15 protein-coding genes and 1 pseudogene are annotated in these 15,220 nt (G+C 69.9%); 7 read left to right on the forward strand and 9 right to left on the reverse strand.

Going from position 1 to position 15,220, the window contains the following annotated elements; translation table 11 throughout:
• Positions 1-36: 36 nt before the first annotated feature.
• The 4 genes from D7X12_RS17685 to D7X12_RS17700 all read left to right on the forward strand — a co-directional run bounded on the left by D7X12_RS17685 (position 37) and on the right by D7X12_RS17700 (position 4,124).
• Positions 37-1,053 (forward strand): zinc-binding alcohol dehydrogenase family protein, encoded by a 1,017-nt coding sequence (locus D7X12_RS17685; protein WP_120626444.1) that lies wholly within the window; start codon positions 37-39, stop codon positions 1,051-1,053.
• Between the two features lie 130 nt (positions 1,054-1,183).
• Positions 1,184-2,920: a ubiquinone-dependent pyruvate dehydrogenase gene (gene poxB / locus D7X12_RS17690; protein ID WP_120626445.1), complete on the forward strand. Its 1,737-nt coding sequence runs from the start codon at positions 1,184-1,186 to the stop codon at positions 2,918-2,920.
• A 160-nt stretch (positions 2,921-3,080) separates the two neighbouring features.
• Positions 3,081-3,599, forward strand: a complete 519-nt coding sequence (locus tag D7X12_RS17695) for an RNA polymerase sigma factor (protein ID WP_120626446.1) — start codon at positions 3,081-3,083, stop codon at positions 3,597-3,599.
• A 33-nt stretch (positions 3,600-3,632) separates the two neighbouring features.
• Positions 3,633-4,124 carry a hypothetical protein gene (locus tag D7X12_RS17700; protein WP_120626447.1) on the forward strand — a complete coding sequence of 164 codons (492 nt, stop codon included), beginning with the start codon at positions 3,633-3,635 and terminating at the stop codon, positions 4,122-4,124.
• Here D7X12_RS17700 and D7X12_RS17705 read toward each other — a convergent pair.
• A complete protein-coding gene (locus D7X12_RS17705; protein WP_120626448.1) occupies positions 4,099-5,145 on the reverse strand; it encodes an NAD(P)-dependent alcohol dehydrogenase in 1,047 nt (348 codons plus the stop codon). The two genes, D7X12_RS17700 and D7X12_RS17705, sit on opposite strands and share 26 nt — an antisense overlap.
• A gap of 100 nt (positions 5,146-5,245) precedes the next feature.
• Here D7X12_RS17705 and D7X12_RS17710 point away from each other — a divergent pair, with 100 nt between their 5' ends.
• Positions 5,246-6,151: a LysR family transcriptional regulator gene (locus D7X12_RS17710; protein ID WP_120626449.1), complete on the forward strand. Its 906-nt coding sequence runs from the start codon at positions 5,246-5,248 to the stop codon at positions 6,149-6,151.
• A gap of 2 nt (positions 6,152-6,153) precedes the next feature.
• Here the strand turns inward: D7X12_RS17710 and D7X12_RS17715 are convergent, their stop codons facing one another.
• Complete coding sequence (locus tag D7X12_RS17715; RefSeq protein WP_147443707.1) at positions 6,154-7,653, reverse strand: S28 family serine protease; 1,500 nt, start codon at positions 7,651-7,653, stop codon at positions 6,154-6,156.
• Between the two features lie 153 nt (positions 7,654-7,806).
• Between D7X12_RS17715 and D7X12_RS17720 the strand changes: the two genes are divergently transcribed.
• Positions 7,807-8,820 carry a zinc-dependent alcohol dehydrogenase family protein gene (locus D7X12_RS17720; RefSeq protein WP_120626451.1) on the forward strand — a complete coding sequence of 338 codons (1,014 nt, stop codon included), beginning with the start codon at positions 7,807-7,809 and terminating at the stop codon, positions 8,818-8,820.
• On the opposite strand, the gene D7X12_RS17725 is transcribed toward D7X12_RS17720, so the two are convergent.
• Both D7X12_RS17725 and D7X12_RS17730 read right to left on the reverse strand, forming a co-directional pair.
• Positions 8,804-9,208 carry a TonB family protein gene (locus tag D7X12_RS17725; RefSeq protein WP_120626452.1) on the reverse strand — a complete coding sequence of 135 codons (405 nt, stop codon included), beginning with the start codon at positions 9,206-9,208 and terminating at the stop codon, positions 8,804-8,806. The genes D7X12_RS17720 and D7X12_RS17725 overlap by 17 nt on opposite strands.
• A gap of 20 nt (positions 9,209-9,228) precedes the next feature.
• Positions 9,229-9,810: a DUF2378 family protein gene (locus tag D7X12_RS17730; RefSeq protein ID WP_120626453.1), complete on the reverse strand. Its 582-nt coding sequence runs from the start codon at positions 9,808-9,810 to the stop codon at positions 9,229-9,231.
• A 228-nt stretch (positions 9,811-10,038) separates the two neighbouring features.
• Between D7X12_RS17730 and D7X12_RS17735 the strand changes: the two genes are divergently transcribed.
• Complete coding sequence (locus D7X12_RS17735; RefSeq protein WP_120626454.1) at positions 10,039-11,658, forward strand: sigma 54-interacting transcriptional regulator; 1,620 nt, start codon at positions 10,039-10,041, stop codon at positions 11,656-11,658.
• Between the two features lie 255 nt (positions 11,659-11,913).
• Here D7X12_RS17735 and D7X12_RS17740 read toward each other — a convergent pair whose 3' ends face one another.
• The 5 genes and pseudogenes from D7X12_RS17740 to D7X12_RS17760 form a co-directional block, all read right to left on the reverse strand.
• On the reverse strand, positions 11,914-12,384 hold the full coding sequence (locus tag D7X12_RS17740) for an NUDIX hydrolase (protein ID WP_120626455.1): 471 nt from the start codon (positions 12,382-12,384) through the stop codon (positions 11,914-11,916).
• Entirely contained in the window at positions 12,381-13,583 is a 1,203-nt protein-coding gene (locus D7X12_RS17745; RefSeq protein WP_244224612.1) for a DUF2380 domain-containing protein, read from the reverse strand. Before D7X12_RS17745 ends, D7X12_RS17740 begins: the two co-directional genes overlap by 4 nt.
• 319 nt (positions 13,584-13,902) lie before the next feature.
• Entirely contained in the window at positions 13,903-14,235 is a 333-nt protein-coding gene (locus tag D7X12_RS17750) for a hypothetical protein (RefSeq protein ID WP_147443708.1), read from the reverse strand.
• 189 nt (positions 14,236-14,424) lie between these two features.
• Positions 14,425-14,679 (reverse strand): hypothetical protein, encoded by a 255-nt coding sequence (locus tag D7X12_RS17755; protein WP_120626458.1) that lies wholly within the window; start codon positions 14,677-14,679, stop codon positions 14,425-14,427.
• Positions 14,680-14,893: 214 nt separating this feature from the next.
• Positions 14,894-15,220, reverse strand: a pseudogene (locus D7X12_RS17760) (serine/threonine protein kinase); the annotation flags it as partial.

The raw sequence follows: 15,220 nt of genomic DNA on the forward strand, positions 1-15,220 counted from the left end.
CACTCACGGATGGATGTTGCTCGCAAGGAGCCACCCATGCGAGCCGTTGCCCTTCACAAGTACCTCCCCATCCAGCATCCCGAAGCCCTCCTCGACGTGGAGCTGCCCGCCCCCACCCCCGGACCCGGGGACCTGCTCGTGCGGGTGCGGGCGGTCTCCGTCAACCCCGTGGACGTGAAGATCCGCGCCCCCAAGGACAAGGTGGAGGCCTCACCCCGCGTATTGGGCTGGGACGCCGCGGGTGTCGTGGAGGCCGTGGGCGCGGACGTGCGCCGCTTCCGCCCCGGTGACGAGGTCTATTACGCGGGCTCCATCGCGAAGCCGGGCACCAACTCCGAGCTGCACGTCGTCGACGCGCGCATCGTCGGCCGCAAGCCTTCGAGCCTGTCGTTCGCGCAGGCCGCGGCCCTGCCCCTCACCGCCATCACCGCGTGGGAGCTGCTGTTCGACCAGCTGGAGGTGTCCCGGGTGAAGGGCGGCCGGCGCGACGCGGTGCTCGTCGTGGGCGGCGCGGGCGGCGTGGGCTCCATCGCCCTCCAGCTCGCACGCGCGCTCACCGACCTCACCGTCATCGCCACCGCGTCGCGGCCGGAGACGCAGGCGTGGTGCAAGGCGCAGGGCGCGCACCACGTGGTGGACCACCGCCAGCCCCTGGCCGCGCAAGTGCTGGCGCTGGTGCCCGAGGGGGTCCGCTACGTGCTCGGCCTCACCGCGACGGACCAGCACCTTCCGCAATTGGTGGAGCTGATGAAGCCCTTCGGACGCCTGGGCATCATCGACGACCCCTCACCGCCCTTCGACGTGTCGGCCATGAAGCGCAAGAGCCTGTCGCTCCACTGGGAGCTGATGTTCACCCGCTCGCTCTTCGACGTGGAGCCGCTGTCGCAGCAGCGCCTGCTCGACGCCGTGGCGGACCTGGTGGATGCCGGCACGCTCAAGACCACGATGACCCAGGACTTCGGTCCCCTCACCGCCGCCAACCTGCGGCGCGCGCACGAGGCCGTGGAGTCCGGCCGCACGGTGGGGAAGATCGTCCTCAGCGGCTTCCCCTGAGGCTTCGTCCGAAGCTTCCACCGAGCGAGCAGCCAGCCCTGCGAGGCCCCTGCCCGCACGGCCGGTCGCAGTAGGGCGCACGGGTGCGCATCTTCGCCCGGGGCCGACTGCCCCGGGCGAGGTGGGGACCATGGCGAAGACGGTGGCGGCGCAGCTGGCGGAGGTCCTGGCGCTCGCGGGCGTGAAGCGCATCTATGGCGTGGTGGGGGACAGCCTGAACGCCCTCACCGAGGCCCTGCGCAAGCGCGGCGACATCGAATGGGTGCACATGCGCAGCGAGGAGGCCGCGGCCTTCGCGGCGGGCGCGGAGGCGCACCTCACCGGCAAGCTCGCCGTGTGCGCGGGGAGCTGCGGCCCCGGCAACGTCCACCTCATCAACGGCTTGTATGACTGCCACCGCAGCCGGGTGCCGGTGCTGGCCCTGGCGGCGCAGATTCCGTCGTCGGAGCTGGGCACCGGCTACTTCCAGGAGACGCACCCGGAGCAGCTCTTCCGCGAGTGCAGCCACTACTGCGAGCTCATCTCCGGGCCCAACCAGCTGCAGCGCTCGTCGGAGATCGCCATCCGCAACGCCGTGGGCAAGCGGGGCGTGTCCGTGCTGGTGCTCCCCGGCGACATCGCGCTCCAGAAGGCGGAGGACGTGCGCCTGTCCACCCCGGAGTCCCTGTCCCTGTCGCAGTCCGTGGTGATGCCCTCCGCCGACCAGGTGGAGCAGATGGCCTCGATGCTCAACAGCGGCGCGCGCGTGACGATGCTCTGTGGCGCGGGCTGCGAGGGCGCGGGCGCGCAGGTGGTGGCGCTGGCGCGCAAGCTCCAGGCGCCCGTTGTCTCCGCGCTCCGGGGCAAGGAGTTCGTGGAGAAGAACAACCCCCACTTCGTCGGGCTCACGGGCCTCATCGGCTACGCGTCCGGCTACTGGGCGATGATTGACTGCGACGTGCTCCTGATGCTGGGCACGGACTTCCCCTACCGGCAGTTCTATCCAGACACGGCGGACACCCACGTCATCCAGGTGGACGTGCGCGCGGAGAACATCGGCAGGCGCACGCGCGTGGACGTGGGCGTGGTGGGCAGCGTGACGGCGACGCTCCAGGCGCTGCTGCCCCGCATCGAACCGAAGCAGGACACGGCGCACGTGGAGCGCGCGCTGACGCACTACCGCAAGGTGCGGGCGGAGCTGGATGACCTGGGCCGGGGCACCGTGGGCCGCAAACCCATCCATCCGCCGCAGGTGGCCCGCGCGTTCGACCTCCAGGCGTCGGACGACGCCATCTTCACCTGTGACGTGGGGCTGCCCACGGTGTGGGCCGCGCGCTACGCGACGATGAAGGGCCAGCGGCGGCTGGTGGGGTCGTTCAACCACGGCTCCATGGCGAGCGCGATGGCGCAGGCCATTGGCGCGCAGAAGGCGTTCCCGGACCGGCAGGTCATCGCGTTCGCCGGAGACGGCGGCTTCACGATGCTGATGGGCGACGTGCTCAGCCTCGTGCAGCACCAGCTCCCCATCAAGATCGTGGTGTTCAACAACAGCTCCCTGGGCTTCGTCGCGATGGAGCAGCAGGTGGGCGGCATGCTCGACGTGGGCACGTCGATGCACCCCACGAACTTCGCCGCGCTCGCGGAGGCCGTGGGCCTCAAGGGTCTGCGCGTGGAGGACCCGGGGCAGGTGGACGAAGCGGTGCAGCAGGCGCTCGCGACGCCGGGGCCCGTGCTGGTGGACGCCGTCGTCAGCAAGGCGGAGCTGGTGATGCCGCCGAAGATCACCGCCGCCATGGCCGCGGGCTTCACCCTGTTCGGAGTGAAGGCGTTGCTCAGCGGCCGGACCAGCGAGGTGCTGGAGCTGGCGCGCACCAACCTCTGGCGCTGAAGCGCGACCGGGGGCGTGCCGGAAAAGCCCAGGGGTTTCCAGGGCTTGGAGGAATGGGCAAAATAATCAGCAGGGCCGCGAATCCATTCGGCCGGGGTGCGCCTCTTATCGTGCGAAGCGGGGGATTTTCCCTCCGCCGAGCGAGGTCCCAGGAAGCGCCATGGTTTCGTCCACCTCCCCAGACGCGATGCTGCTCGCGGCCCATGCGGGGGACCGCGACGCGATGGCCCACATCCTCCGGGTGTACCAACCGGACCTCCGGCGGTACGCGCAGAAGCGCTGCCTCATCAGCGACGTGGACGACGCGGTCCAGGAGGCCCTGCTGCTGATGGCCCGCCACCTGAGCGCCGTCCGCCAGCTGGCGTCGTTCTCCGGGTGGATGTTCCGGGTGGTTCAGCGCGAGTGTCGCCGGCTGGGCCGCGTCGCCTTCAAGCAGGACCCGTACGAAGAGGCGCTCGTCGACCAGTGGATGGCCGCGCACACCCCGGACGGGCTGCGGCTCGACCTGGCGGCGGCGCTGGAGTCACTGCCGCCGCATGCGCTCCAGGTCGTCCTGCTGCGCGATTTTGAAGAGCTGTCCATCCGCGAGATTGGCGAGCGCCTGGGCATGGACGTGCCCGCGGTGAAGAGCCGCCTGCACCGCGCTCGCGTGATGATCCGCGAATACCTGCTGGCCTGAGTTCCCAAACCCCCTGCTTCCCGGAGTCCTCCCATGGCGAACCCCATGTCGATGCTTGGCATCATCCACACGCTGGTGAGCGTGCCCCCCATCGTCTTCGGCGTCTGGGCCTTCCTGCGCGACGGGAGGATCGACCCCGCGAACCGCGTAGGAAAGGCCTACGTGGTCAGCATGATCACCTCGGTGGTGACCTCGTTCGGGCTCTCCAGTACGGGAGGCTTCAACCCCGGTCACGGGCTGGGGCTGCTCGCGCTGCTGCTGATGGCCGTGGGAGCGTTCGCTTCCGGAGCCTACGTGAGGACCCTCACGTACTCCGCCAGCTTCATGGTGCTGCTGGTGCCGGGCATCAACGAGACGCTGACCCGCCTGCCCGCGGGGCAACCCCTCGCAAGCAGCCCGCAGGACCCGCTGGTGCAGACCTCGCTCGCGGCCCTGCTGGTGCTCTTCCTCTGCGGCGCCACGTACCAGGTGCTGAAGCTGCGGGCGCGGCCCCAGGTGGCTACGCCGAGCGCTTCAGGTCGATGACGAAGCGGTAGCGCACGTCGCCCTTGTGCAGCCGCTCGAAGGCGTCGTTGATGGCCGGGAGCGCAATCAACTCGATGTCGGAGACGATGCCGTGCTGCCCGCAGAAGTCGAGCATCTCCTGCGTCTCCGCGAGCCCTCCGGCCCCGGAGCCGGAGAAGCTCAGGCGCCCGGACATGAGCAGCATGGCGTTGACCTGCAGCGGCTGATCCGGGATGCCCACCAGCACCATGTGGCCGTCCCGGCGCAGGAGCTTCAGGTAGGCGTTGACGTCATGGTTCGCGGACACGGTGTCGATGATGAAGTGGAGCCTGCCCGCCTGCGCGGCCATCGCCTCCGGATCCGACGACACCACCACCTCGTGTGCGCCCAGCCGGAGCGCGTCCTGCTTCTTCTTCTCGGAGGTGCTGAACACGACGACGTGCGCGCCCAGCGCCCGCGCGAGCTTCACCCCGATGTGGCCCAGTCCGCCCAGCCCCACCACGCCCACGCGCTGGCCGGGACCGACCTTCCAGTGGCGCAGCGGTGAGTACGTGGTGATGCCCGCGCACAGCAGCGGCGCGACGGCCGCCGGGTCCAGGTTCGCGGGGACCTTCAGGACGAAGTCCTCGTCCACCACGATGGCCTCCGAGTAGCCGCCCCGCGTGTGGCCCTTCCCGTCCTTCTCCGGCGTGTTGTACGTCTGCACGCCGCTGACGGTGCAGTACTGCTCCATCCCGTCCCGGCAGTTCTCGCAGGAGCGGCAGGAGTCCACCATCACGCCGACCCCGCCCAGGTCGCCGGCCTTGAACTTCGTCACACCGGAGCCCACGCGGACCACGCGGCCGACGATCTCGTGTCCCGGCACCACGGGGTATTGGGAGATGCCCCAGTCGTTCCGGGCCACGTGCAGGTCCGTGTGGCAGACGCCGCAGTAGAGGACCTCCAGCTGCACGTCGCGCGGGCCGGGCTCCCGGCGCTCGAACTGGAAGGGGACGAGCTGAGAGCGGGCGTCATGGGCGGCGTAACCGCGAACGGGAATCATGGGGGGCTCCTGGGGGCTGCGGGATGCCAGGAAGAATGGGGGCGGAGGCGGTCGTGCGAAACGGATGGAATCCGCACGCGGTCTGTAGGAAAGCTTCCGAATGGCCTTCACGCCCCTCAATGCCTTGAACGCCTTCCTGGTCGTGGGCCGGCGGCGCAGCTTCGCGGCGGCAGCGACCGAGTTGGGCGTCTCTCCGTCCGCGCTCAGCCAGTCGGTGCGCCAGCTGGAGGCGCGGCTGGGCGTGCCGCTGCTCACCCGGACGACCCGGAGCGTGTCACTGACGGACGCGGGCCAGCGCTTGCTGGAGCAGGCCGGGCCCTCGGTGGAGCAGGCGCTCGAAGCCCTGCGGACGGCCACGGCGAGCGCGGGGGAGGTGACGGGGAGGGTGCGGCTGTCGGTGCCCACCATCGCGGTGACGACCGTCGTCACGCCCATCCTGGTGCGCTTCGCCCAACGCTACCCGCGCGTGGAGGTGGAGCTGCGCGTGGAGGACCGGTTCGTGGACATCGTGGCGGAGGGGCTGGACGCGGGCATCCGCCCGTACGAGTCCATCGAGCGGGACATGGTGCAGGTGCGGCTGTCCAAGCAGTACCGCTTCGTCGTGGTGGGCTCGCCCGCGTACCTCAAGCGCAAGGGCACCCCCCAGCGCCCGGAGGACCTGCTGGAGCATGACTGCTTGAACATCCTGATGCCCTCGTCGGGGGCGCGGTACGCGTGGGAGCTGGAGCGCGGCAAGAAGACCTGGCGCATCCCGGTCCGGGGCCCGCTGCTCTGCATCCACGAGGCGACGCTGATCTCCATGGCGGAGGCCGGACTCGCCTTGATGTATGCCTTTGAACCGACAGTGGTGCCGCACCTGAAGCGCGGCACCCTGCGGTGCGTGTTGGAGCCCTACGCGGCGAAGGTGGACGGACTCTTCCTCTACTTCCCCAGCCGCGCGCAGGTGTCCCCCGCGTTCCGCGCCTTCCTGGACGTGGCCCGCGAGGTGACGGCCGAACGGTCCTGACGTCAGTCGCGCGGCGGCCCGCGGCGGCGATCCACGACGCCCGTGCTGACGTGCTCCTCGCCGGACTTCACGGCGCCGGCCCGCAGGCCCAGCGTGGCGGTGCTCGCGGCGGGCAGCCCCGCCCACGCGCTCAGCCGCTCCAGCGCCACGGCCTGCTCCGCTTCAGGGAGGAGGGCGATGCGGGCGCCGTGGTTGCCGCCCGGCACGGTGAAGCGGTACGAGTCGTTGCGCGAGCGCACGTCGAACGCGCCCGTCGACCACGGGTCGTTCTCTCCGTAGACGAGCAGGATGTTCTGCCCGAACGCCTTCACCCAGCCTTCGATGAGCGGCATCGCGAAGGGGTTGAAGCGGTAGGGCTTCATGTCGAAGGGCACGAGCGCCCTGGGGTCATACTGGCCGGGGTAGCGCTGCACGCCGTGCAGGTGGCGCTCGTCGGACGCGTAGCTGCCCAGCTGCGTCGCCGCCTGGAAGTCGTAGGGCGCGTAGTAGTCCAGGTCGGAGTCGCTCATGTACGAGAGCCCGACCACGTCATCCAACACGTCCACCAGCTCCCCGGCGTCGCCGCCCGCCGCGGGAAGCTCGTCGCACAGCGAGGCGTTGCCGTACTGCCAGAGCGCGAAGGCGAACTCGAGGACGGTGAACTCCAACGCCTTGTCCGCGCCGAGCAGGCTGAACGTCAGCCCCATCGCCTGGGTGCGCGACTCGAAGAGGGGCTCCACCTCGGCGCGGCGTGCCAGCACCTCGCGCTGGAAGACGCGGATCTTCTCGCGGCACTCGGGCGTGCCCAGCTTGCTGAGGAACCGCACGTAGCGCGGGTCCTGCGTGCCGTAGCTGTTCGGCGTCACGTAGGCCACCGTGCCGTCCACGTCGTGCGGGTAGAAGGCGCGGTGGTAGAGGGACGTCATGCCGCCCTTGCTGCCGCCGGTGCTGATCCACCGTCCGCCGAAGAGCGGCTTGAACGCCTGGATGATGCGGTGGTGGTCCGCCGCGGCCTGCTCGATGGTGAGCAGCTTCCAGTCCGTGGGCTGTGGGGTGGAGGGGCCGAAGAAGCGGTGCTCCACCAGCAGCTGGTTGCCCTGGAGCAGGGACGTGGGCTCCAGCTGGTAGGCAAACGTGCTGATGCCGTAGCCCGTGCTGCCCAGCACCATCGGCAGCTCCGCGCTCCGGAAGTACAGCGTCAGCCGCTGCTGGAACCGCGTCCCTTCCGGGTGCCGGTGGTCCGCGGGCTGGTCGTACGTCATCACGAAGTGCCGCACGCCCGGCCGCGGGGGCGCGTTCTCACGCACCACCGTGACGCCCGGGATGGCCTGCAACGCCGCGAGGATGTCGCCCGGCTCCACGTCCTGCAGGAGCGCCCGCGCGTGGGACTCCATGACAGGGGATGCAGCAGTGGAGACCACGCTGGGGGGAGCGTCGGTGGAAGCTTCGGGACCGCCACAGGCCTGGAGCCCCAGGGCCAGCGCGCACGCGAGGAGCGCGGGACGTCGGAAGAATCGTGTCACGGTTGAACCCTCTCTTCTTGGAGTTACCAGGGAAAACCCGGGGAAGATGCCGGGTTCACATCCCGCAGGAAAGAGCCTCCCAGGTGGGGTTTCCAACGCTCCATCGGGCCTGGAGCGGGCGCCGCGAGCGGGCCCGCGCTAGGACTTCCCGCCATGAACGCCTACGAGATTCGCGGTGCCTTTGGCCTGGACAAGCTGGTGCGCACGGAGCGGCCGGACCCCACGCCTGGACCCTTCCAGGTGCGCGTGCGGGTGAAGGCCACGAGCCTCAACGCGCGCGACCTGATGATGGTGGAGGGCCGCTACAACCCGCGCCAGAAGCTGCCGCTCGTGCCCAACTCCGACGGGGCGGGCGTGGTGGACGCGGTGGGTCCCGGCGTCACCCGCGTGAAGCCCGGCGACCGGGTGATGACGCTGTTCGCGCAGGCGTGGCAATCAGGAGAGCCGAACCGCGTCGTCACCACGAGCACGCTGGGCGGTCCGCTGGACGGCGCGCTCGCGGACACGATGCTGCTGCACGAGGACGGCGTGGTGCTCACGCCCGCGTACCTTTCGGACGTGGAGGCGGCCACGCTGCCGTGCGCGGCGGTGACGGCGTGGAGCGCGCTCGTGACGCAAGGACAGCTCAAGGCCGGTGACACCGTGCTGCTCCAGGGCACCGGCGGCGTGTCCATCTTCGCGTTGCAGATTGCCCTGATGCTCGGCGCGCACGTCATCATCACGTCCAGCCGCGACGACAAGCTGGAGCGGGCCCTGAAGATGGGCGCGCACGAAGGCATCAACTACACGACGACGCCGGACTGGGAGAAGGCGGCGCGCACGCTCACCGGCGGCGTGGGCGTGGACCACGTGGTGGAGGTGGGCGGCGCGGGCACCTTCGAGCGCTCGCTCAAGGCGGTGCGTGTGGGCGGCACCGTGTCTCTCATTGGCGTGCTGAGCGGCGGGGCGGGCAACGTGTCACTCATCCCCATCCTGATGCAGAACCTGCGCGTGCAGGGCGTGCTCGTAGGGCACCGTCAGTCCTTCGAGGCCCTCAACCGCGCGTTCGCGCTGCACGAGGTCCGCCCGGTGGTGGACCGCGTGTTCCCCTTCGCGGAAGCCCGCGCCGCCTTCGAGCACCTCAAGAGCGGCGCGCACTTCGGCAAGGTCGTCATCCAGGTGGGATGACCCACGCGAAGTGGAAGTGCGCCTCCAGCGTGGGGGACGCGTAGCCCTTGGGCAGCGGCGGGAAGGGCGCTGCCTTCTTCACCGCGGCGAGCGCGGCGGCGTCCCACGCCTTGGCGCCGGACTCGGTGAGGATGGCGGTGGAGACGAGCTTGCCGTCCTTGTCGAGGATGGCCTGCACGATGGTCTTCTTCCCGAGCGCTGGCGTGCCCTTGGGGCCCGGCTGCTTCCAGCCCCTGGCGACGCGCTGGAAGGCCTGCTGCTGGTAGGTGGGGCTGTCCAGCGCGCCCTGGAAGAACGTCTGCAATTGGGGGCTGCCGCTCGCGGCCAGCGCCCCGGACGTCAGGGCCAGCACGAGCACCGCCACGGCGGGAGTCGGGATGCGGAGCATGGGCCGAATATAGGGCCCGTTCAGCTCCTCGGCTCAGCGGCCTTTTCGGTGGCCTTGTCGCCTGACCAGGACAGCTCATACACGGCCGCGTCGCCCGCGCTGCGCATCAGCACCACGGACGGGCGCTTCGCCCCGGCCATCTCCAGGCCTGCGGCGAACAGGCCCCGGTAGAAGCCCGCCACCACCACCGGCCGGCAGGTGAGCACGTAGCGCGTGGGGCCGGTCTGCTCCAGCCGCGCCTCCAGGTAGTTGGTGCCCGTGCGCAGGTTGCGCGTCATCCGATCCAACATCCGGTGAGGCCCCAGCAGCCGCACGCCCGCGAGCAGCGCGCTGCCGATGAGCGTCGCCCCATAGCCCTCCAGGAACCGGCGCCCCACCACCTCCGCGCCGTCCTCCAGGGTCTCCGACGGAGCCAGCACCGACGCGGCCAGCTTCAGCGCCTCCACCCACACGTCCAGGGGGTAGGCCACCGACAGCTTCCCGCGAGGGTCGATGCCCGCGTCGCGCAGCTGCTTCGCGCAGGGCTCGTCCAGGCGGTCACCCAGGGCGCGGATCAGCCCCTCGAAGCTCTGCTGGAAGACAAGGCGTTCGGGACTTTGCATGCGCCCTCCACGCTACCCGTGAGCCCGGGGCTGTCTCAACCCGGGGGTTCCCAGAATTTGAGAAGTTGTCGGGGATTGTTCGAAAATGCGGTGCGGCAGGGGCTTTCGACGCGTCAAGACACTCCGGGCCGGGGGGCCCAGTCGTCACGGTGAGCCTGGCGCCGAAGAGGTCCAGGCGCTGACGTCGTGGGGCGTCGTCCCGCAGTGGGTGCGCTAGGTTGCGGAGTCATGCCGCACGACCCTCTCGCCGATGTCTCCACGGCCGCGATGCAGGAGCGCGGTGGCCCCCGTCGCTCCCCGCGCGTCGTCCCCGCGCTGACGGTGGTGTCCCATCCGGTGCCGCGCCGGGTGGGGACACGGCTGTTGATGGACGCGGTGGCGGCGGGGCGTTCGGTGGCGCTGTCGCGCAATGGGCCGGACTTCGTGGCGCCGGGCGGGTCGCTGGGGCTTCCGCTGGCGGATCCGTTCATCAGCCGCAAGCCGCTGGAGTTCTCGCCGGCGGGTGACGGGGGCGTGCGGCTGGTGGTGCCGGAGGACGGCACGCACGTGGCGGTGGCCGGGGTGCCGCTGCACGGGGCGCATGACTTCGGGGCGCCCGCGCTGGCGGAGGGCGTGGCGCTGGAGCTGGCGGGCCGCGTGGTGGTGCTGCTGCACGCGGTGGAGCTGGACGGGGAGGGCGCGGCGGACACGCTGGGCATGGTGGGCGAGAGCGTGGGCCTGCGCCGGCTGCGTCGGCACATCGAGCGCGTGGCGGACCTGGATGTGTCGGTGCTCATCCGGGGTGAGACGGGCACGGGCAAGGAGCTGGTGGCGCAGGCCATCCACCAGCGCAGCACACGGCGGGAGGGACGCTTCCTCAGCGTCAACCTGGGTGCCATTCCGAAGGAGCTGGCGGCGTCGGAGCTGTTCGGCGCGCACAAGGGTGCGTACTCGGGAGCGACAAAGGACCGGGAGGGCTTCTTCCGCGCGGCGCACGGCGGCACCCTGTTCCTGGACGAGGTGGGCGAGGCCCCGCCCGAGGTGCAGGTGATGCTCCTGCGCGTGCTGGAGACGGGAGAGCTGTACCCGGTGGGCGCGAGCAGCCCGGTGACGGTGGACGTGCGCCTCATCGCCGCGACGGACGCGCACCTGGAGGAGCAGATCCGCGACGGGCGCTTCAAGGCGCCGCTGCTGCACCGGCTGGCGGGCTACGACCTGCGCGTGCCGCCCCTGCGCGAGCGGCGCGAGGACATTGGCCGACTGTTCTTCCACTTCGCGCGCGAGGAGCTGGCGGCGCTGGGGGAGGCGGGGCGATTGGACACGGAGGACCCGCATGCGGAGCCCTGGCTGCCCGTGTCACTGGCGTCGCTGCTGGTGCGGGCAGCGTGGCCGGGCAACATCCGGCAGCTGCGCAACCTGGCGCGGCAGCTTGTGATTGGCAGCCGGGGGCAGGCGCGGCTGCAATTGGACTCGCAGCTCGATGAGGCCCTGGGGGCTCCTCCGGACGCGGTGGCGCCTGTCGCCGCCGCTGCAGTGAAGGCTCCGGTGCCAGACGCGCGTGAGCCGGGCGTGGCCCGGCGCAAACCCTCGCAGGTGACGGAGGCGGAGCTACTGGCCGCGCTGCGGGCGAGCGCGTGGGACCTGAAGGCGGCGGCGGATGCGCTCGGGATTCCGCGGCCGTCCGTCTACGACCTCATCGACAAGAGTCCGAACCTGCGCACCGCGGGCGACCTGGGCGCGGACGAAATCACCCGCAGCTTCGAGGCCTGCGGCGGCGACCTGGACGCGATGGTGCGCGCGCTGGAGGTGTCGAAGCGGGCCCTGGGACGGCGGTTGAAGGAGCTGGGCCTGGTGGCGAAGGGGACGTGAGCGGCGCGTGGGCGGGAGCCCGGTTCAATGACTATCCGCAATGTGATGAACGGAGCACCGGTTGTCTGCGTTCGACACCTCCCGCAGGGGGCTTTCCGAGGGCTCCTCAGCGGAGGCGGCGGGATTCGAACCCGCGCCGGGCGGTGCAAAGCCTCAAGCAGAATCGCGACCACCCTTGTTGAAGTTCTGTGGGAGGAAGTGACGACGTCGCAACGTGGCGCTCCGTCTCGCCAACTGGCGGGCCACTGCGGCCGGTCAGGCTTCTTCGTCGGGGAGGAGCGTCTGGAGTAGCTCATCGTCAGGACTGAGCGGGCGCCAGCCAGCGGGCGGTGGGTTGGCAAGAAGAGCGTCGCCGACCCGCCTGACACGTTCCTTATGCGTTTCTGGCGTAAAGCCGGTCCATAAGCCGAGTGCCTTGGCGACCTTGAAGCGGTTGGCATCGTCGAGCACTCTCGGCCAACCACTGGGCAGACACTCAGCCAGTTCACGCACGAGCTGTCCGCGAACCAAGCGGGTGAGCTGCTTGCTCCGCTCTGCCTCGGCAACGAGCCCGCTGAACACCTGCACCCCGGCGATCTCGCCCTCTCCTAGCTCCGCAGCAAGCTTCACCAGCGAGGCGGTCGGGTGCGCCTCAGCAAAGGCGGTCAGGGACTCATAGCCGCGCTCGCGGACCCTCTCGTACAAGCGGGCCTTCCAGTGGCCGTCCCATGGATGTCCGGCGGTCATCGACTTCTCCCTAGGACAAAAATCATCGGGATGTAGTAGCGCTCCATGGTCACTGCGACGATGTCCAGGATCTCGTTCCTCGTCAACATCCGGCCGGCTTTGGTCTCCGCGTCGTGCAAGACCTCCATGATCATCCGGTTCCACTCACCGGGCCATGTGCGCCCCCGCTTCCAGTTCCCCCCACCATGAATGGCCTCGTGGTGGGCCTGCTCCATCCGGACGCAGAAGTTGTCGATGTCCATGTCGCCCTTGAAGCCGCGCCGCTCGAACCACTCGCGGTGCTCTTGCGGCAGCACATGGTGCTTCGGGGCGTCCGACATACCCGCCCCCGCCCTGCCCGTCACCTGCATGCCGCGCACCTCGGGGCTGTCCCCCAGCGCATCGCGCACGCCTTTGGGCAGGTCCTGGTGCGCTTGGGCCATCGTGACCTGTCCGCCGTGAATGAGGACGGCCGCGCCGACAGCAGGCACGGAGATGACGCCCGCCTGCACGAGCCTTCGCATCCTCTCCACCCACTCCGCGGAGACCACCAGCCGCGAGCCCACCATGACTCCGCCCGAACTCATCACGAGGCCCACGCCCAGCGTCACAGGGGCCGAGGGCGGCACGCGCGGCAGGGCCCTCTTCATCGTGGAGATCATCGCGACCATCTCCACCGCCTGCATCGCCGCGATGACCTGCCCGCTCAACTTCAGGGTCTCGCGGGTCTCCCTCTGGAGCGTGTCGAACTCACGCGTCAGCTTCCCCATCAGCTCGGGCATCGCGGTCGTCGCCGCCTCCACCCGCTCCGGGTCCAGTGAGGCGAGGTCCGTGAGCGTGGGCTCCATCAGCCCCTGCACGCGATGCAGGTCCACGAAGAGCTTCTCGGCGCTGCACATGGAGCAGTGACGGAGCACGGCGTCCGCGAGGTGCAGGAAGTCCACCCAGGTGGCCAAGAGAAGGGTTCCGAATTGAGCCGCCTGGAGCTTTGGCCCCGTCATGCGCAGCAGGCCCAGTTCCATGTCCGTGTCGCCGACTTCCGAGGCCACCTTCGTCAACGCGGTGGCACTCCCCAGCGCGCCCTGAAGCCACGTCACCTGCTTGGAGCCCTGGTCGAGGTAGCGCGTGAAGACGCCGGTGAGGCTGAAGCCCCAAAGGTCTGGAGGACGGGTCGCCAACTGGGTGAAAGCGACCTCGACGCTGCGCAGGGAGCCCTTCACTTCGTCCGTGGCATCGAGGACCGCCTGCCGCGTCGATGCAGCGCTCCGGGCTCCGCCCCCAGCGACTGGCTCCCTGCTGACGTCACCCACGGCTGTCACGTCGTCACGCGGCTGCTGGCGGCGCAGGAGCCGTTGCTCAGACCCGGAGAGGGCGCGCGGGCGAGAATCCCAGGCGCGCGGGGGCTCATCGCTCTGGGTTTCTACCCAGACGGGCGAGGCGGCCTCACGCGGCGCATGGCTCAAGCTTCGGCCTCGCCCAGGAGCTTGCGACACGGAGGCGCATCCCGTGGTCATCAGCACCAGGGCCAGCAAGAGGGCGTCAGTGCGCATCGTCCACCCCCAGGCCCATCGAGGCGAACGCCCCCGGCCGCAGCGTTCCTTCCGGCGTTGGGAAGGGCAGCGTGCCGCCCGTCCCCATCGCGTAGAGCTCCCCTCCCAGCAATCGCCAGCGGGCTTCGGCGGCCCCTAGATTGAGGCCGAACTCGGGACCGCCATCCAGGACGCGTTTGGGTTCCAGTGGGACGGAGCCCTCGGCCTCTCCGCCACCTGAGCGCGGAAGGAGCGCGAGCGTTGCCACTTCCAGCCGCGCCAGTGAGGACCCGGAGCGGGGTGGCTCCTTGGGGGCGGCAGCCTCGGAATCGGGCGAAGCCATGGCCGCTCCTCGCAGGGAAAGGAGCCCCAGCCACAACACCGCCCACCCGCGGTTGCCCATTGCTCGCGCCTCCTGACTGCACTCCGGTGTGGCATGCAGAAACCCGTCATACCCGCACAGTCCGACAAGCTGGATGGGCCCGGGAGGTGCACGCCCCCAGGGGCATGGAGGGAGGCGAGAGTCAGGGCTTCAGCCCGTGGACGGCCGACTCCCAGCCGGGCGCACTCCAGGGCCTGGCACTGTCGTCACGTCGTCCGGGTGGGGCGTGTCGAGCAGGGGCACGGCAATCCCGTCCTCATCGTCCGGCACTTCGATGTCCCAGAGTTGGTTCTCGCCCAGCCCTTGGGGCGTGCGGACAAAGGCGAGCAGGACGCGCTCTCCCAGTCGCCCCACTCCCAGGTTCCGGAAGAATTCGTAGGAGGTGTCCTCCTGCGTGAAGAGCACGACGCCGCTGGGAGAGCGGCGGGTCGGACGGATGGGCGATGCGGATACCCCTTGCGCCCGCGCGAGGGGATTCGCGCGAAGGAACTTGCAAGGTCGTGCCCGCATCGCTCCTGGTGAACGATGCGGCGGGTTCAACGTCCCCCGGAATCCCTCTCACTCCGGGTGAGAAGGACGGAGGCTGAATTGTAAATGGGCGTTACGTCAGACGGGCCTCTCAACGCCAACGCTCGACCGCGATGCCGCCCAGGTTACGGCGCGTCCAGATCTCGCCCGGCTTGGACTCATCGCCGGTGCCCGCTCCGAGGTCATCGTAATTCCCCAACTCGATGCAGACCGGCACTGTCCGACCATTCGGAAGCCGGGCCTCGGTGTAGCGTCCCAGGAGTCGGTCCTTGTTCCCCGTCCACAGGTAGCCGTAAAGCAGCGTGCCTTTGGGGAGTTGGGGCCGCTCGTCGGTGTACACCTCCCCCGTCACGGGCCCCTCGCGGAAGACCCCACCATCACCCTCCCCCTTCAGACGCGCGTCCGCGTAGAAGGCGAC

Origin of the sequence: Corallococcus sicarius (assembly GCF_003611735.1) — a bacterium.
Taxonomy (GTDB): domain Bacteria; phylum Myxococcota; class Myxococcia; order Myxococcales; family Myxococcaceae; genus Corallococcus; species Corallococcus sicarius.